The sequence below is a fragment of the Herbiconiux aconitum genome, from assembly GCF_024979235.1.
Lineage (GTDB): Bacteria > Actinomycetota > Actinomycetes > Actinomycetales > Microbacteriaceae > Herbiconiux > Herbiconiux aconitum.
On sequence record NZ_JANLCM010000001.1, the window covers coordinates 1545238 to 1562484 of the forward strand.

The 17247-nt window shown below is 70.1% G+C and carries 15 protein-coding genes; 11 read left to right on the top strand and 4 right to left on the bottom strand.

The window, feature by feature from the left end:
* Window positions 1-97: 97 nt before the first annotated feature.
* From N1027_RS07210 to N1027_RS07255, 10 genes are all read left to right on the top strand, one after another.
* Window positions 98-2314, top strand: a complete 2217-nt coding sequence (locus tag N1027_RS07210) for an acyl-CoA dehydrogenase family protein (RefSeq protein ID WP_259506530.1) — start codon at window positions 98-100, stop codon at window positions 2312-2314.
* 219 nt (window positions 2315-2533) lie between these two features.
* On the top strand, window positions 2534-3472 hold the full coding sequence (locus tag N1027_RS07215; RefSeq protein WP_259506531.1) for an ABC transporter ATP-binding protein: 939 nt from the start codon (window positions 2534-2536) through the stop codon (window positions 3470-3472).
* Window positions 3469-4293, top strand: a complete 825-nt coding sequence (locus N1027_RS07220) for an ABC-2 transporter permease family protein (protein ID WP_259506532.1) — start codon at window positions 3469-3471, stop codon at window positions 4291-4293. Before N1027_RS07215 ends, N1027_RS07220 begins: the two co-directional genes overlap by 4 nt.
* A gap of 2 nt (window positions 4294-4295) precedes the next feature.
* Window positions 4296-5789: a sensor histidine kinase gene (locus tag N1027_RS07225; protein ID WP_259506535.1), complete on the top strand. Its 1494-nt coding sequence runs from the start codon at window positions 4296-4298 to the stop codon at window positions 5787-5789.
* On the top strand, window positions 5786-6490 hold the full coding sequence (locus tag N1027_RS07230; RefSeq protein WP_259506537.1) for a response regulator: 705 nt from the start codon (window positions 5786-5788) through the stop codon (window positions 6488-6490). Before N1027_RS07225 ends, N1027_RS07230 begins: the two co-directional genes overlap by 4 nt.
* Window positions 6491-6522: 32 nt before the next feature.
* Window positions 6523-7482 carry a prolyl aminopeptidase gene (pip, locus tag N1027_RS07235; protein ID WP_259506539.1) on the top strand — a complete coding sequence of 320 codons (960 nt, stop codon included), beginning with the start codon at window positions 6523-6525 and terminating at the stop codon, window positions 7480-7482.
* A gap of 13 nt (window positions 7483-7495) precedes the next feature.
* Window positions 7496-8302, top strand: a complete 807-nt coding sequence (locus tag N1027_RS07240) for an endo alpha-1,4 polygalactosaminidase (protein WP_259506540.1) — start codon at window positions 7496-7498, stop codon at window positions 8300-8302.
* A gap of 184 nt (window positions 8303-8486) precedes the next feature.
* Window positions 8487-9101 (top strand): HAD family hydrolase, encoded by a 615-nt coding sequence (locus N1027_RS07245; RefSeq protein ID WP_259506541.1) that lies wholly within the window; start codon window positions 8487-8489, stop codon window positions 9099-9101.
* Window positions 9102-9272: 171 nt separating this feature from the next.
* On the top strand, window positions 9273-10001 hold the full coding sequence (locus N1027_RS07250; RefSeq protein WP_259506543.1) for an alpha/beta fold hydrolase: 729 nt from the start codon (window positions 9273-9275) through the stop codon (window positions 9999-10001).
* Complete coding sequence (locus N1027_RS07255) at window positions 9998-10357, top strand: cupin domain-containing protein (RefSeq protein ID WP_259506545.1); 360 nt, start codon at window positions 9998-10000, stop codon at window positions 10355-10357. The genes N1027_RS07250 and N1027_RS07255 overlap by 4 nt, the downstream gene beginning before the upstream one ends.
* Before the next feature lie 13 nt (window positions 10358-10370).
* Here the strand turns inward: N1027_RS07255 and N1027_RS07260 are convergent, their stop codons facing one another.
* On the bottom strand, window positions 10371-11081 hold the full coding sequence (locus N1027_RS07260; protein WP_259506547.1) for a DUF2510 domain-containing protein: 711 nt from the start codon (window positions 11079-11081) through the stop codon (window positions 10371-10373).
* Between the two features lie 265 nt (window positions 11082-11346).
* Between N1027_RS07260 and N1027_RS07265 the strand changes: the two genes are divergently transcribed.
* Window positions 11347-12888, top strand: a complete 1542-nt coding sequence (locus N1027_RS07265) for a carboxylesterase/lipase family protein (RefSeq protein WP_259506548.1) — start codon at window positions 11347-11349, stop codon at window positions 12886-12888.
* A 10-nt stretch (window positions 12889-12898) separates the two neighbouring features.
* Here N1027_RS07265 and N1027_RS07270 read toward each other — a convergent pair whose 3' ends face one another.
* From N1027_RS07270 to N1027_RS07280, 3 genes are all read right to left on the bottom strand, one after another.
* A complete protein-coding gene (locus tag N1027_RS07270) occupies window positions 12899-14200 on the bottom strand; it encodes a low temperature requirement protein A (protein WP_259506549.1) in 1302 nt (433 codons plus the stop codon).
* An 83-nt stretch (window positions 14201-14283) separates the two neighbouring features.
* Window positions 14284-15321 (bottom strand): aminodeoxychorismate lyase, encoded by a 1038-nt coding sequence (locus tag N1027_RS07275; protein WP_259506551.1) that lies wholly within the window; start codon window positions 15319-15321, stop codon window positions 14284-14286.
* Between the two features lie 521 nt (window positions 15322-15842).
* Complete coding sequence (locus N1027_RS07280; RefSeq protein WP_259506552.1) at window positions 15843-17036, bottom strand: VIT1/CCC1 transporter family protein; 1194 nt, start codon at window positions 17034-17036, stop codon at window positions 15843-15845.
* Between the last annotated feature and the right edge of the window lie 211 nt (window positions 17037-17247).

A 17247-nucleotide genomic window follows, 5' to 3' on the forward strand; every position in this document is an offset into this window, starting at 1 on the left:
CGGCGAACGGCGGATTGTCGCGGTCGCAGATAGCCTCCTAGCGTAGGAATCGGCTCGGCATGCCCCGGTCGGGCGTGCCACGACGATGAGGACGACAATGACGCACACGGTCGACACCACGAACTCCGATTCCGGCCGCCGCGAAGACGACGCGGTGCAAGCGGATGCCATCGAGAGCGAACTCGACGCCTCTGCCCGCATCGCGAAGCGGCCCGGCAGCGCATCGGGAACCGGGCTATCCGGCGGTTCGGATGCGCGGCGCGCGTCGACCAACGACGTGGTCGTCGCCCGCACCGACGTCGAGTGGCTCGGTCGCTACCTGCTCGGAACCTGGGCCGATGTGCGGCTCGGCGCCCGCGAGCTCACCGCCCGCCCGGAGCTGCAGCGCATCGACGGCCAGAGCTTCGAGGAGCACCGCGCCCGGGTGTCGGGTCAGCTGAAACTCCTCGTGGAGGACGGTCAGGTGCACCGGGCCTTCCCCTCCGCGGTCGGCGGCGCCGACGACCACGGCGGCAACATCGCCGGGTTCGAGGAGCTGGTGCTGGCTGATCCGTCGCTGCAGATCAAGTCGGGCGTGCAGTGGGGGCTGTTCGGCGCCGCGGTGCTGCACCTCGGCACCGAGTACCACCACACCACCTTCCTGCCCGCGATCATGAACCTCGACGTGCCAGGCGCCTTCGCCATGACCGAGACCGGTCACGGGTCGGATGTCGCGGCCATCGGCACCACGGCCACCTACGACGAGGCCACGGGCGAGTTCGTTCTGCACACCCCGTTCCGCGGGGCGTGGAAGGACTACCTCGGCAACGCGGCCGTCGACGGCCTCGCCGCCGTGCTGTTCGCGCAGCTCATCACCAAGAACGTGAACCACGGCGTGCACGCCTTCTACGTGCCGATCCGGGATGCCGCGACGGGCGAGTTCCTGCCCGGCATCGGTGGAGAAGACGACGGTCTGAAGGGCGGTCTCAACGGCATCGACAACGGTCGGCTGCACTTCGACCAGGTGCGCATTCCGCGCCTGAACCTGCTGAACCGTTACGGCGACGTGGCGGAGGACGGCACCTACAGCTCGCCGATCGGAAGCCCCGGGCGCCGCTTCTTCACCATGCTCGGAACACTCGTGCAGGGGCGCGTGTCGCTCGACGGCGCATCCGTCGCCGCGGCGAAGGTGGCACTCACCATCGCCATCACCTACGGCAACGAGCGCCGCCAGTTCACCGCCGGCAGCGACACCGACGAAGAGGTTCTGCTCGACTACCAGCTGCACCAGAAGCGGCTGATTCCCAAGCTCGCCACGACCTATGCGGCGAGCTTCGCGCACGAGCAGTTGCTGACCAAGTTCGACGAGGTGTTCTCGGGCCGCGCCGACAGCGACGACGACCGGCAAGACCTCGAGACCCTCGCCGCGGCGCTCAAGCCGCTCAGCACGTGGCACGCGCTCGACACCTTGCAGGAGGCCCGCGAGGCCTGCGGTGGCGCCGGGTTCTTGGCCGAGAACCGCCTCGTGGGGCTCCGCGCCGACCTCGACGTCTACGCCACATTCGAGGGCGACAACCACGTGCTGCTGCAGCTCGTGGCCAAACGTCTGCTGAGCGATTACGGCCGCCGCTTCGCCAAGGCCGATTTCGGGGTGCTCGCCCGCTACGTGGTGGAACAGGCCGCCGATCGCGCCGTGCACGGCTCGGGGCTGCGTTCGCTCGGCCAGCGGGTGGCCGACTTCGGGTCGACCGCGCGTTCCGTCGGGCAGCTGCGCGAGGCATCCGCTCAGCGTCAGCTGCTCACCGACCGGGTCGAGACGATGGTGGGCGAGGTCGCGGCGAAGCTGCGGCCTGCGGCGAAGGCGTCGCAGAAGGATGCCGCCGACCTGTTCAACCTGCACCAGAGCGAGATCATCGAGGCGGCACGCGCGCACGCCGAGCTGCTGCAGTGGGAGGCCTTCACCGAAGCGCTCGAGGGGACGGCCGGCGTCACCTCGGGCATGGACGACGGAACCCGCGTGGTGCTCACGTGGCTCCGCGACCTGTTCGGGCTCGGACTCGTGGAGAAGCACCTCGCCTGGTACCTGATGAACGGGCGCCTCTCTCCGAAGCGGGCTCAGGCAGTGGGGCTGTACACCGAGCGGCTCTCGGCGCGCATCCGGCCGCACGCTCAAGATCTGGTGCGGGCCTTCGGTTATGGCCCGGAGCACGTGCGGGCCTCGATCGCCACAGGTGCCGAGCGCGAGCGCCAGACCCAGGCGCGCGACTACTACCGCGCCGCCCGTGCGGCGGGCACCCTCCCGGTCCCCGAGAAGAAGCCCGCCCGCCCGCGCTGACCCGCCCGCACCGACCCCACCTCCTCGAGACTCGCCAAAATCCGCCCTCCCGAGCTCGATTAGGGGCGGATTTTGGCGACTCGCGAGGAGATGGGTGGGGTGGTACCCAGGTATGAGCGCCGGGCCACGACGACGGCACCGGCGGGGGATGGGAGCCGGGCGGGGCTTCCGTAGCGTGGTGAGGGCGCAGAGAGCGCGCAGACACGAAAGCGGGAGACCATGATCGAGGCCACATCCTTGACCAAACGCTACGGAGCGAAGACGGCGGTCGATTCGATCGACTTCGCCGTGCGACCCGGTCAGGTGACCGGATTCCTCGGCCCGAACGGCGCCGGCAAATCCACCACGATGCGCATGATCGTGGGCCTGGACCGCCCCAGCGGCGGGCGCGTGACCGTCAACGGCAAGCCCTATGCCGAGCACAAGGCCCCCCTTCGCGAAGTCGGCGCCCTACTCGAGGCGAAGGCCGTGCACACCGGCCGCAGCGCGCGGAACCACCTGCGGAGCATCGCCGCGACCCACGGCATCCCGCGGCGCCGCGTCGACGAGGTCATCGACCTCACCGGCCTCCACTCGGTGGCCGGCAAACGCGTGGGCGGCTTCTCGCTCGGCATGGGCCAGCGTCTCGGCCTCGCGGCGGCGCTCCTCGGCGACCCGGCCACCCTCATCCTCGACGAGCCCGTCAACGGCCTCGACCCCGAGGGCGTGCTCTGGGTGCGCGGCTTCGTGCGGCACTTCGCCGCCGAAGGCCGCACCGTGCTGCTGTCCAGCCACCTGATGAGCGAGATGGCGCTCACCGCCGACCACATCATCGTGCTCGGCAAAGGTCGCGTCATCGCGAACTCGACCGTGGCCGAGATCGTCGGATCGACCCACACCTTCGTGCGCGTGCGCAGCCCCCGCATCGACGAGGTGACCCGCCGCCTCACCCAGCCCGACGTCACAGTCACGAGCGTCGAGGCCGACGCCATCGAGGTGCGCGGCCTCCCCGCCGACGTGATCGGCGACGCCGCTCTGTCGATCGGGGTCGCGCTGCACGAGCTCACCACCGTGCAGGGCTCCCTCGAGGAGGCGTACATGAACCTCACCCGCGACGAAGTGGAGTACCGCACCACGGTCACCCCGGAAGCCGCCGTCGGTCAGGGGGTGGCCCGATGAGCGCCGCCACCACCACCGCGCCCCAGGTGCGCGCCTCGCACCAGTCGGTTCCGGATGCGCGACTCCGCTTCACGGGCGTGCTCCGCTCCGAGTGGATCAAGCTCACCACCCTCCGCTCCACGATCTGGGCCTATGCCATCCTCGTGCTCGTGCAGGTCGGAATGGGCGTGGTGTTCGTGCTCGCCAGCGGCGGATTGACCGATGCGACCGGACAGGCCGCGAACCAGCTCGCCGTGCTCCCGTCGACCCTCGGCATCATGCTGGGGCAACTCGTGATCTCGGTGCTCGGCGTGCTGGTGATCAGCGGGGAGTACGGCACCGGCCAGATCCGTTCGAGCCTCACCGCCGTGCCCAAGCGTCTGCCGGTGCTCTGGGCCAAGGCCCTCGTGTTCGGGGTGTCGAGCTTCGTGGTGGGGCTCGTCGCGGTGTTCGCCGCCTACGCCGTCACCTGGCCGATGCTCGACGCCCGCGGCATCACCTCCGACATCACCGACCCCTCGCTCTGGGGCAGTCTCGTCGGCGGCGCAGGGTACCTGGCGCTGATCGGACTGCTCGCCTACTTCCTCGGCGCGGTGCTGCGGCACACCGCCGGCGGCATCGCCGCGGCGCTCGGACTGCTGCTCGTCGTTCCGACCGTGCTGTCGTTCATCCAGGCCGAATGGGCCACCGTGATCGGCCAATGGCTTCCGGGCGTGGTGGGGCAGTCGCTGTTCTTCGGGAGCGAGATCTTCGAGCCGTGGCAGGCCGTGCTGGTTATGCTCGGGTGGATCGCGGTCGTCGCCCTGCCGGCAGCGATCCTGCTCAAACGGAGGGACGCCTGACAGTGGCGACACCCGGCCCCATCGGGGGCTTCGGCTACACGACCTCGGCGCCGGCGGCATACCCGTCCGGCGCCGAGGACTTGCGGCTGCCCAAACCGCCGGGGTTCATTCGCTCCTACTTCAACCGGCATCCGTGGCTGCTCGACGGACTGATCGCCGGCGCCTACGCGCTGCCCTCGGGAGGCGTCGCGCTGCTCGTGTTCGTCGCGTCGCTGTTCGGTGCCACCCCCTTCGATTTCCAGGGCGACGGATGGCGCAGCACCCCCCTGTTCGGCATCGTGCTGCTCTACGCGGCGGCCGCGGTCTCGGTGGCGCTGCTCTTCCGGCGCTACGTGCCGGTGATCACGGCAGCGATCTGCGCTGCGTCGCTGCTGGTCAACGGCGCGACCGCGCAGCAGCTCGACGTGATTCCGATGATGTTCGCGCTCTATGCGCTCGCGGTCTACCGCTCGACCCGATCGGCCTGGATCTGGACCGCCATCGCCGTCGGCACCGGCATCGTCTCCGCCACGCTCAACGACCCCTTCGACCTCGCCGCGATCATCGGTTACGGCCTGCTCTCCGCGATGGCCATGGTGATCGCCACCCTCGTCGGCATCACCTTCGGCAACCGGCGGCGCTACATCCAAGCGCTTCTCGACCGCGCCCAGCAGCTGGCCCGCGAGCGCGACCAGCAGGCTCGGCTTTCGGCCGCGGCCGAGCGCGCCCGCATCGCCCGCGAGATGCACGACATCGTCGCGCACAGTCTCACGGTGATCGTGGCGCTGTCGGACGGCGCCGAGGCGAGCGTCGACCGCTCTCCCGGCACGGCGCGGGAGGCGATGCGGCAGTCGGCGGCCACCGCGCGGCGGGCACTCACCGACATGCGTCTTTCGCTCGGCGTGCTGACGGAGCCCGAAGGCGAGGGAATGGATGCGGTGCCGAGCGGTGACAGCGCTGCCGCTCCGCTCCTGCCGCAGCCCGGCCTCGACGACCTGTCGGAGCTGATCGCGTCGTATCGCGCCGCCGGGCTGCCCGTGCGGGTGACGTCGACCGGGGTCGCACCGGTCGATCCGCTCGTGCAGCTCACGGTGTTCCGCGTCGTGCAGGAGGCACTGACGAATGCGCTGCGCTACGCCGTGCAGGTGACCGCGGTCGATGTGGTGCTCGACTACCGCGACGAGGGAACGACGATCGACGTCACCGACGACGGAATCGATCCGGGCCGCGGTGCGGCATCCGTCGGTTCGGGCCGCGGCCTGATCGGCATGCGCGAGCGGGTGGCGGTCTACGGCGGCGCCGTCACAGCGGGCCCCGCGGGCTCCCGAGGCTGGCGCGTGCACGCCGCCCTCGCCCCGCCGGCCCCCACCCCGCCCGCCCCCACCCCGCCCGCCCCCACCCCGCCCGCCCTCGTCGCGAGTCGCCAGAATCCGCCCCGAATCGCGCCCGAGAGGGCGGATTCTGGCGACTCGCGAGGAGGGGACGTGCCCACCGACCCAGAAAGTGAGACGCCATGACCGACGCCACCCCGCGCATCCGGTTGCTGCTCGTCGACGACCAGCAACTGATCCGGATGGGCATGCGCATGGTGCTCGAGGCACAGCCCGACTTCGAGGTGGTCGGCGAAGCGGGCGACGGGCGCGAGGCTGTTGCCGCGGTCGCCCGGCTGCGACCCGAGGTCGTGCTGATGGACGTGCGGATGCCCGGCATGGACGGCATCGAGGCGACACGCGCCATCGTGGCCACCAATCCGGAGAGCCGCATCATCATCCTCACCACCTTCGACCTCGACGAGTACGCCTTCGCCGGTCTCAACGCCGGTGCGAGCGGATTCCTCCTGAAAGACGCGCAACCCGCCGAACTCGCCGGCGCGATCCGCGCCGTGGCGAGCGGAGACGCGGCGGTCTCGCCGCGGGTGACGCGCAAGCTGCTCGAGCTCTTCGGGCCGCAGCTGCCCGCGGCGGGTGGGGTTCCGGATGCGCGACCCGCCGCATCCGGGACCGCGACCGCGGCATCCGCCCGCCTGGCCACTCTCACCGAGCGCGAGCACGAGGTGCTCGTGGCGATGGCCGAGGGTCTCACGAACTCCGAGATCGCGGCCCGCTTCTACCTCTCGGAGTCGACGGTCAAGACCCACGTCGGCCGCGTGCTCCTGAAGCTCGAACTCCGCGACCGCGTGCAGGCGGTCATCTTCGCCTACTCCGCGCGCCTGGTCTGACCCCACCGCCGCCAGCACCCTAGGCTTGAGGAATGCGCAGCTTCTACCCAGAGATCGAACCCAACGAGAGCGGCATGCTCGACGTGGGTGATGGCCAGAGCATCTATTGGGAAGAGTCCGGCAACCCGGAAGGCAAGCCGGTCGTGTTCCTGCACGGCGGGCCGGGCGGCGGCACGACGCCGCAGCACCGGCGGCTGTTCGACCCGGAGAGATACCGGATCGTGCTCTTCGACCAGCGCGGCTGCGGCAAGAGCCTCCCGCACGCCAGCGACCCCGACGCCGAGCTGACCACCAACACGACCTGGCACCTCGTGGCCGACATGGAGCGGTTGCGCGAGGCGCGCGGCATCGACCGCTGGCAAGTACTCGGCGGTTCGTGGGGCAGCGCCCTCGGTCTGGCCTACGCCGAGACCCACCCCGAGCGGGTGACCGAACTCATCCTGCGCGGCATCTTCACCCTGCGGCGCAGCGAACTGGACTGGTTCTACGAGGGCGGTGCCGCCGCCATCCTGCCCGAGCGGTGGGAGGGGTTCCTCGCTCCGGTTCCGGAGGAGGAGCGGCGCAACCTGATCACCGCTTACCACCACCTCCTCAACGACCCCGACCCCACCGTGCACGGCCCCGCGGCGGTGGCCTGGTCGACCTGGGAGGCGTCGGCCATCACGCTCATTCCGCGCGACGACCTCATCGCCGTGTTCGCCGAGCCGAGCTACGCGCTCGCCTTCGCCCGCATCGAAAACCACTACTTCGTGAATCACGGCTGGTTCGAACCCGAGCAGTTGATCCGCGACGCGTCGAAGCTGCGCGACATCCCGGGCGTCATCGTGCACGGCCGCTACGACCTCTGCACCCCGGCCTACAACGCCTGGGACCTGCACCGCGCCTGGCCCGAAGCCGAGCTGCACATGATTCCGGATGCCGGCCACGCCTACGACGAGCCCGGCATCCTCGACGCCCTCATCACGGCCACCGACAGCTTCGCTGCCCGCTGACGTGCGGGCACGGGTGGTCGCCCTCGCACTCCTCGTGCTGATCGAGGCGAGCGGATGCGCGGGAGCGGCACCCGAGACGGGCGCAGCACCCGAGACGGGCGCGCCCGCCGCCCTGCCCGCCGCCGCCGTGGCCGACTACCAGCTCGGGGGCGGGTACGAACCGGCACCCGGCGTGACCGTGGTGGCGCGGGACAGCACCGATGATCCGGCGCCGGGCCTCTACTCGATCTGCTACGTCAACGGGTTCCAGACCCAGCCCGGCGCGGAGTGGCCCGACGAGCTGCTCGTGCACGAGGCATCCGGAGCCCTGCTCGTCGACCCCGGCTGGCCCGACGAGCACCTCTTCGACCTCAGCACGGCCGAGAACCGTGAGGCGGTCGCGCGGATGCTCGCGCCCACGATCCAGGGATGCGCCGACGACGGCTTCCAGGCCGTGGAGTTCGACAACCTCGACTCCTCCACGCGCTCGCACGGCGCCTTCACCCTCGACGACGCGGTGGCTTTCGCGACGCGACTCGTCGCATCCGCCCACGCCGCCGGACTCGCCGCCGGCCAGAAGAACACGAGCGAACTCGGCGACCGGGGTCGCGACGAGATCGGCTTCGACTTCGCCGTGACGGAGGAGTGCCACCGTTTCGACGAGTGCGCCGCGTACACAGACGTCTACGGCGATCAGCTGATCGACATCGAGTACACCGACGACCTGCGGGGCGACTTCGCCGCGGTGTGCGCCGACCCGCAGACCCCGCACGCCACCGTGTTGCGCGACCGCGATCTGGCGCCGGCGGGCGATGCTCGTCACGTGTACGACAGGTGCTGACGCCGTCTCTTCACCCTCCGTTCACCTGACCTTCGGTCTGCGTGCCGCCGTGCCGACTCCTCGGCGACGGAAGATGTGCAGAAGCCTCGGCAGAGGTGCAGCTCCGCTGCGTGCGGATATCGCACGCCCGGAGATCGGATGGGGACAGAACGGACAAACGGTGGTCAGGGGTGAGGAACGGCCGGTGGCGACACTCGGCGAGACCATGGTGCTGTTCGACTGGAACGGCACGGTGGTGGTCGACGCCGATCGCGCGCGTGCGGCTCTGAACGCGGTGCTCGCCGGGCGGGGCATCCCGGTGCTCGGCGAGGCGGAGTTCTCGGTGCGCTTCCGGCTGCCGCTCGGGCAGTTGTTCGGCCGACTCGGCATTCCCGAATCCGAGCACGCCCTGGCGGAGGAGGAGTGGAACGCCGAGATGGCCGACACCCACGCCCGCCTCCGCGACGGCGCGGCGGAATGCCTCTCCACCCTCTCGCGGGCCGGCGCTTGGCTCGGCGTCGTTTCGGCCGCATCCGCCGCCGCCGTGCGATTCGACCAGCGCGCACTCGCGGTGCCGGCCGTGTGGAACTCGGTCGACGCATCCGTGGGGGACAAATTCGAGATGCTGCTGCGGCATCGTCCGCAGCGGTCGAACGCCTTCTACGTGGGCGACAGCGCCGACGACATGCGCTGCGCCTCGGCGGCCGGCTACACCGCGGTGGGCGTGACGGATGCGTACTGCAGCCCCGAGGCCTTGCGTTCGGCGGGCGCGGCGCACGTCATCGGCACCCTCGACGAGCTGCTGGCGATCGTCGCCTGAGCAACCGCGTCGCGGTTCGTTGACACTGCGGTCGCCGGATGAGCAAGATATGTAGACGCAACGTTCCGACGGCGTCCACCCCGGGTTCCGTCGTCCATCGAGTACCCCCAGGCTGACCTCCCGGCGCGGTCCCGGTCCGACGAGCTCAGTCGTGTCCCGAAGGAGAAGACTGTGAGCATCACCGAACCATCCGCCGGTAAACCGACCATCGTTCTCGTGCACGGCGCATTCGCCGAATCCTCCAGCTGGAACGGGGTGATCACCGGCCTGGTCAGCGACGGCTTCCCGGTCATCGCTGTGGCCAACCCGCTGCGTGGGGTCAGCTCCGACAGCGAGTACCTCCGAGCCCTCCTGAAGGACATCAGCGGCGACATCGTGCTCGTCGGGCACTCGTACGGCGGCACGGTCATCAGCGGAGGTGGAACCGACAACCCTGCGGTCAAGGCTCTCGTGTACGTCGGAGCCTTCGCGCCCGTAGCCGGAGAAACGCCCGGAGACCTGGCCGCGCGACTGCCCGGCTCGACGCTCGGTGAGACGCTCGCTTCGGTGCCGCTGCCTGACGGCGGCAACGATCTCTACATCGAGCAGAGCAAGTACCACGCGCAGTTCGCCGCCGACTCCTCGGCGGAGGTGGCCGGTGTCATGGCCGTCACCCAGCGCCCGATCCGCGACGCGGCGTTCGGTGAGCAGTCCGGCGAGCCGGCGTGGAAGACGGTTCCGTCGTGGTTCCTTTTCGGTGCCGAAGACAAGAACATCCCGGTGGCGATGCATCGTCTCATGGCGGAGCGCGCCGGCTCGAAGAAGACCGTCGAACTCGCGGGCGGCTCGCACACCGTCGGGATTCCCGAGGCAGCGCAGGTGGTCGACCTCATCCGTGAAGCCGTCGCGTCGGTCTCATGACTCCCGCCGATTCGGGTTCCGCCGACGAGCTGACCCAGAACCTCAAGCGAACGACGATCCAGCACGAGCACTCGTCGATCCCCGGGCGGGACATCGTGCAAGTGCTCACCGAGATCCCCGAGGGCGTCTCGTCGGGCTGGCATCACCATCCCGGTGAGGAGGTCGGCTACATCGTCGCCGGCACGGTGCGCATGGAACGCCGTGACGGGGAGACGATCATCCTGAACGCGGGTGACGGATTCCTGATCCCGCCGCGCGTGCCGCACAACGCCACCGACCTCGGCCCTGGCACCGGGCGGATGCTCTCCACCTACATCGTCGAGGCAGAGGAGCCGGTCTCGACGCTCGAGACCTAGAAGGCGAGGCGCGTCAGCTCACGTAGCCGTAGCCGGTCGACATCGTCGAGAACACCACACCGAACACCCAGACCGTCAGCGCGATGCCGATGATCAGGCCGAGCGCAGCGATCGCGATGGACACCCACATCGGAGCGATGCCGCGCCCTGAGCGCCGGCGCACGACGACCGACCGGCCGATGGGATACACGAAGCCGAGGAAGGCGAAGGCCCAGTGGAACGGCCGTGCGTAGCCGGTGCGCAGTAGCCAGCGGTGGTCGAAATAGGCGAGAACGACCACGGCCGCGTAGAGCACGAGGCTGAGGAGGTTGACGACGCCTTGCACCACGAGACCCGACATCGTGTAGCCGCCGTAGAGCTGTTGGCTGTAGGGGTCTGCCAGCGACGAGCGAAGCGACTCCGCCAGGCTCGGGAGGAGTAGGGGGATGAGCAGGAGCGAGATGAGGGGCAGGAGGGTGATGACCCAGATGAAGGGGCCGTATGCCGGCGTGCCGGCCGGAACCGAGGGGAGGACGGGCGCCGCCGGGTAGGCGTAGCCGTATGCGGGGGCGGGCGACGGCGCCGCGGCCGGCGCACTCGCGTGTGCGGGCTGCGCGACCGGGGCCTGGGCGGGCTGGAGATGGTCGGTCCAGGCGGTTCCGTCCCACCAGCGCAGCTGCGGCGATCCGGCCGGATCTGCGTACCATCCAGCGGGGGTCGTCTGGTTTCCGTCGGCGTTGCTCACTGCGTCTCCTTCGCACCTCGTGCGGCAAGCCTAGGGCACCGGGCGGGGTATTCTCGCGGGGGGAAATCGACGGCAAAAGCATGACGACCTCCAGCGGGAACACGCCCGTGCTCAGTCGCGGCTGCCGTGGCGAGAGAGCGGATGCGGGCGGCCGCGCTGCGGATCCGCATGAGCTGGCAGAGCTGCCGCCCGATGACACCGCGGGCCGCTCGGAGCTACAATCGGGCAAGCCTTCCCCAGACCCTGGAAGGCGGTGCGGAGTCCCATGGCGACGCTGGTGTCGACGGATGTCCGGGTGACCGGAGGCGTCGTCCGCGGCCTGCGCGAGGGGTCGACGGTCGCCTGGCGTGGCATCCCGTACGCCGCTCCACCGGTCGGTGCCCTGCGGTTCCGGTCTCCGCATCCCGTGGTTGCCTGGAACGGATCGCGCGATGCGTCCACCTTCGGACTCGTCGCTCCCCAGGCCTACAAGGGCCAGTTCACCGGCGTGCCTCCGAGCATCCCCTCCGGCGAGGACTGCCTCACGGTCAACGTGGTGTCGCCCGCAAATCCACGCAGCGGGAGCATGCCGGTGATGGTGTTCATCCACGGTGGCGGCTACAGCGCCGGCTCGTCACGGGAGTTCACCGGGCAGGGCGAGAGCTTCGTGCGAACCGGTCAGGTCGTCTACGTGAGCTTCAACTACCGGCTCGGTGCGCTCGGCTACCTCGACTTCTCGCGCTACTCCAGCCGCCGGCGACGGATCGACAGCAACCTGGGCCTGCGCGATCAGGTCGCTGCACTGCGGTGGGTGCAGAGCAACATCGCCTCCTTCGGGGGCGACCCCGGCAACGTCACGGTCTTCGGTGAATCCGCCGGAGGCAACGCCGTCACCACTCTTCTGGCCATCCCGGCAGCTCGAGATCTTTTCCACCGGGCCATCGCGCAGAGCCCGCCGTCGAACGCGGTCTACTCGCGTGCCCTCGCCGCGACCTGGGCCGCCGAGTTCATCGAGGTCGTGCGTGAGCGCCGGCAGCACGACCTCGAGCGCGAGCTGAGCAACGACGAGACCGTCGCGCTGCTCACCCAAGCACCGGCCACGGAGCTCGTCACGGCGGCGCTGACGATCCAAGCCCGCACGCCCGAGTGGTATCCCGGCACCTTCTGCCTCGCGCCGGTCGTCGACGGACGGTTCCTGCCTCGCCATCCGCTGCACGCGATCCGCACCGGCCAGGCTCACCGGGTTCCGCTCATCATCGGCACCAACGACCGGGAAGGTGCCATCTTCCGAGGCCGGATCGACATCCTGCCGAGCTCTGCGCCCCGCATCCATGCCCTGTTCGCCCGGGCGCCGGAAGACGCCCGAACCCCGATGCACGACGCCTATCCGGGGCTGCCGGCGCGACGCAGTGCGGCCGACTTCGCGGGCGACTACGCATTCTGGTACCCGAGCGTGAAGGTGGCCGATTTCCATTCCCGCTACGCGCCCGTGCACTGCTACCGCTTCGACGTGGCACCGCGCCTGATGAAGTGGGTCGGGCTCGACGCGACCCACGGACTCGAGATGTTCGCCCTGTTCGACCAGGCCGACGCCGGGTTCGGCCGGGCGATGACCCTGTTCGGCGGCCGCAAGCCCTTCAATGGGGCGGGGGAACGGATGCGCGACAGCTGGCTGCACTTCGCTGCCGTCGGCCGGCCCCCGGAGACCTGGCCGCCCTACTCGGAGCACGATCGCCGCACCATGATCATCGCTGAATCCGACCGCGTCGAATCCGACCCCCGGCCCCACCGCCGCCGGGCCTGGAGCACCTTCCTCCCCCTCGGTTAGGGCGGGGAGCTCAGCCCAGCCGGTGCCTCAAGACGACCGCCTCGTGCTTGTGGCCGATGGTCTCATATCCGACCACCACCACGAACGGCGACAGTGTGATGAGCACGAGGCACACGCCGAGCGATGCTCCCCAGGTGGCGGCGAGCACCGAGAGAACGAGCAGTGCCACCGTGCCGGCGATCAGCCAGAAATGGAACGGATCGATCTGCTCCACCAAGAAGTCGTAGAGCGAGAAGATCGCCAGGCACAGGATGAGCACCGGAATGGCCACCGAGAGCACGGCGCCCACCGTGCCGATGACCGCTTCGCCCTCGATCACGTAGGCGGCGACGTGCAACCCGGCGCCTGTCGCCGCGATCGAGGCGTAGACGAAGATGTGCCCGTAGCCCCACACGAAAGCCTTGATGCGGTAGCGCTGCAGGATGGCCGCGGCCGGCATCAGGAAGTACGACCACCACAACCCGAAGGTGAGCCCGATGCCCGCGACCACGAGCAGGGCGGCCTCCATCGTCCAGCTCTGCTCCTCCACCACGGCCGACACCGCCGTCACCGTGCCGAACACGCCTTCGCCGAGCGCGATGATCGTCAGCAACCCATACCGCTCGGCGATGTGGTGCGCATGCCAGGGCGTGCCCTCCGTGCCCGTACGGCGCTCGGCGATGTAGGGGCCGATCAGCTCGACCGCGAACAGCAGCAGGGAGACGGGAAGCGCGACCTCGACGGTCGTGTGCGCGATCGCCAGCGTGACCCACCCGATCTGGGCCGCGGTGATGAATGCGGCGTAGGTGAGCGCGGTGCGCCGTCGGCGCGGGTCCTGCCGGGCGGCGCGCAACCACTGCGCCACCATCGCGATGCGCATCACCACGTAGCCGGCCACCAGGATCGAGTTGTCGAGGTAGTGGCCTTCGGCCAGCGAGTGGAACAGGGGCGGGATGCCGAGGGCCACGATCACGACGCCGATCATCTGCACCATGGTGGTGATCCGGTAGAACCAGTCGTCGGTGTCGTAGGCCGAGGCGAACCAGGAGAAGTTGATCCAGGCCCAACAGATCGCGAACATCGCGAACGCGAAGGCGCCGATCGCCGGCGCGAACTGGGCTTCGGCCAGATAGTGCGAGAGCTGACCGCTGGCCTGGCTGAAGGCCACCACGAACGCGAGGTCGAAGAGCAGTTCGAGAGGAGTGGCCGCGCGGTGGGGTTCGTTCGGATCGCGTCCTGTCATCTGGCGGAGGCGACGGGCGAGAACGGTGCCTCCCGGGCGGCCGTTCGGGCCGGCTCCGGCGGGCGGATTCGCGGGGGACTGGTCACTCACGGTCGACTCCTCGTCGTCAGGGATGCGCGGTGCTCAGGATGCGGGTCGGTCGGGTCTGCGGGTCGGTCGGGTCCGCCGGTCGGTCACGGGTGCACGCCGAAGGTCTCGGTGAGCAGGCTTTCGCTGAATTCGCGGTCGACCGGCATGGCTTGCCCGTCGAGTTCGCGAACCGGAGCCAGGAGGCGGCCGCTGGAGAGCAGCCAGACGGCATCGGCCGAGGCGAGATCAGCCACAGAGAGCGCAGCCTCAATTGTCTCGAAGCCTCGGGCCATGAGGGTCTCGAAGACGGCGGCCTGCGTCGTGCCGGCCAGGATGCCGAGATCCGTTCGCGGAGTGCGGAACAGATCGCCGTGCCGCACCAGCACGTTCGAGGTCGGGCCCTCGAGCACCACGTCGTCGGTGCTCACGAAGATCACGTCGTCGGCGTCTCGTCGAGCCGCTTCGCGGAGGGCAGCCTTGTTCAACGCGTAGGAGAGCGTCTTGGCGCCCTGCAACAGCCACGGCGAGGTCTGCGCGATGTCGTGCCGGTAGCCACGGTCGAGCGTCACGACACGGATGCCCGTGCTGCGGGCCGCGCGATGGTCGTCTCCCGTGAGCACCTCGACCCAGCCGCTGGGGATGCCGGCGCCCTCGATCCCGCGACTGTAGAAGAGCTTCACCAGCAGCTCGGGTTCGGCGGAGTGCGCGTCGAGACCGCGCCGCGCGGCCTCGGCGAATGCTGCGCTGTCGGGTCGCGGGAGGTCGAGGAGGGCGGCAGAGTGCTCCAGGCGCCGGAGGTGGCGGTCGAGCTCGATGAACCGGCCGTCGATGACGCCGATCGACTCGAAGATGCCGTCTCCGCGCGTGACGGCGAGATCGGCGACGCCGATGCGGGCCTCGGCGAGCGGAACCGCGCCGCGCTGTGTGGGGGTGGTGGTCTGCGCGGGGGTCTGCGTGGCTGCGGGGCTCTGTGTGGCGGGGTCGCCCTGGGTTGGCGGGGTGCTGTGCGGGGCTGTGCCGCTCTGTGTGCCGGGGTCGCCGAACGTGCCGGCCGCCGCGTCCCTCATCGTGTCGGCAGCGGCTGCGCCCTCCTCGAGGAACACGACCAGGTCGCCCATCCGTTCGCCCGTCACATCCACCATCTGCCTACCTCCATCGCGTGCCTCACCAGTCTCCCCGAACTCGCCCGCTCAGGCACATCTCCGCGCCCACTCGTCCCGAAACGGGCAAGACCGCCGTGTTTGGCCCGCTTCGGGACGAGTCGGGGTGCTGACGTGGCGAGTCGTTCGCCGAGTCGGGGTGGGGACGCCGTGGCGGATCGTTCGGACGGCTCTGCCCGAAGACGCCCACCACACCGGAGCCGTCCGAACGATCCGCCACGGCTGCGTTCAGGCCAGGTCAGGTTCGACCTGGGAACCACGCCCGACTGCGTGTCGGTGCGCTTTTCCACGACGGCGACGGCTGGGTGGACAACTTCACCGGCAGCGACGTAGCCACGAAGTTCGCCGGCTACGACAAGCTGGCCTCCGTCTCGGCTTTTCCCGATGCCGGGCACGTCCAAAACGACGGACTTTCGGGCCGAATCACCGAAACGACGGAGCAGCACACCGCCGTCGGCGACAGCTCCGTCGTTTCGTACCCGAGCGGGTGGGGTGCCGCGTGTCTAGCCGACGGTCGCGCCGAAGGCGAGGCCCAGCACGTACGTGACCGCCGCCGCGCCGAAGCCGATGGCGAGCTGGCGCAGCGCTCGCCGGAGCGGCGGGCCGCCCGAGAGCAGGCCCACGACCGCACCCGTGCCGAGCAGTGCGAGGCCCACCAGGCCGGCGGCCACCGCCACCGCGGCGAGCCCCGAGAGCCCGAAGATGTACGGCAGCACCGGGATGATCGCCCCCGACGCGAAGAAGCAGAACGACGAGAGTGCGGCCTGCCAGGCGGTGCCGATCTCCTCGTGCTCGTCGGCGACATCCGCTCCGCCGGCAGACGGCAGCACGGGCGCCGTGATGCCGGCGTCACCGACCCGCTGGATGCGGATGGCCGCGGTGGAGGTGGTCAGGCCTCCGAACACGTCGCGGGCCTTCGCCAAGGCATCGGGCTCCGACATCCCGCGCGCCCGGTAGACCAGCGCCAGCTCGTTGGCGTCGACGTCGAGCCGGGGCACCGCCGTGTGCGCCTGCGGGTCGGGGGTGGATGCTGCGAGCAACTCGCGCTGCGACCGCACCGACACGAACTCGCCGGCTCCCATCGAGAGCGCGCCGGCGAGGAGGCCCGCGATGCCCGTCGCGAGCACCACGCTCGGGGCGACGCCGGTGGCGCCGATGCCGAGCACGAGGGCGAGGTTGGAGACCAGTCCGTCGTTGGCGCCGAAGACGGCGGCGCGGAAGGTGCCCGAGAGGCGGCTGCGTCCGCGCGCCGCGAGGGCCCGCACCACCTCGCCGTGGATGCGTTCGTCGGCCGCCATCGCCGGCGTGGCGTCGGCATCCGTCTCATAGGGCGATCGCGCTTCGGCCCGCTGCATGAGGGCGAGCACGAAGACCGAACCGAAGCGCTTGGCGAGCACCGCGAGCATGCGGGTGCGGAAATCGGCGGGCCGAGGCTTGCCCACGGCGTCGCCGAGCAGGTCGAACCAGTGGCTCTCGTGCCGCCCTTCGGCGTCGGCGAGGGCCAAGAGGATCTCCCGCTCCGAACCGCTGCGCCGCTGCGCGAGCTCGCGGTAGACCTGGGCCTCGGCGCGTTCGTCGGCCAGGTACTGCCGCCAGCGGCGGAGCTCGGCAGGGGTCGGCGCGGTCGCTGTGCCGCGGGCGCCGGCGGAACCGGAGACGGATGCGCCTCGTGCGTCGGGCGTGGGCAAGTCGTTCATGAGGCTCCTGATCGGCGGTCGGCGCGGCGCGCTCGGCGGTGTCGATCGAAGGTCTCGTTCGCCCCGGCGTGAACGCCTGATGGCGATGCCGGGGTGGATTGCCGGGCCGATCGTCGTGATGGCCAGTGTGTCGACAGGTCCGCTGCCTGGTGTGCGCAGGCGCTGGAACTACTCCCCTTCGGTGGAACCATTGTGGCAGTCGGGCGCGCGC

Excerpts from the sequence above, each read along its gene's own strand:
- N1027_RS07210 (WP_259506530.1), top strand. The coding sequence starts at position 98 with ATGACGCACACGGTCGACACCACGAACTCCGATTCCGGCCGCCGCGAA.
- N1027_RS07215 (WP_259506531.1), top strand. The coding sequence starts at position 2,534 with ATGATCGAGGCCACATCCTTGACCAAACGCTACGGAGCGAAGACGGCG.
- N1027_RS07220 (WP_259506532.1), top strand. The coding sequence starts at position 3,469 with ATGAGCGCCGCCACCACCACCGCGCCCCAGGTGCGCGCCTCGCACCAG.
- N1027_RS07230 (WP_259506537.1), top strand. The coding sequence starts at position 5,786 with ATGACCGACGCCACCCCGCGCATCCGGTTGCTGCTCGTCGACGACCAG.
- pip (WP_259506539.1), top strand. The coding sequence starts at position 6,523 with ATGCGCAGCTTCTACCCAGAGATCGAACCCAACGAGAGCGGCATGCTC.
- N1027_RS07255 (WP_259506545.1), top strand. The coding sequence starts at position 9,998 with ATGACTCCCGCCGATTCGGGTTCCGCCGACGAGCTGACCCAGAACCTC.
- N1027_RS07265 (WP_259506548.1), top strand. The coding sequence starts at position 11,347 with ATGGCGACGCTGGTGTCGACGGATGTCCGGGTGACCGGAGGCGTCGTC.
- N1027_RS07275 (WP_259506551.1), bottom strand. The coding sequence starts at position 15,321 with ATGGTGGATGTGACGGGCGAACGGATGGGCGACCTGGTCGTGTTCCTC.
- N1027_RS07280 (WP_259506552.1), bottom strand. The coding sequence starts at position 17,036 with ATGAACGACTTGCCCACGCCCGACGCACGAGGCGCATCCGTCTCCGGT.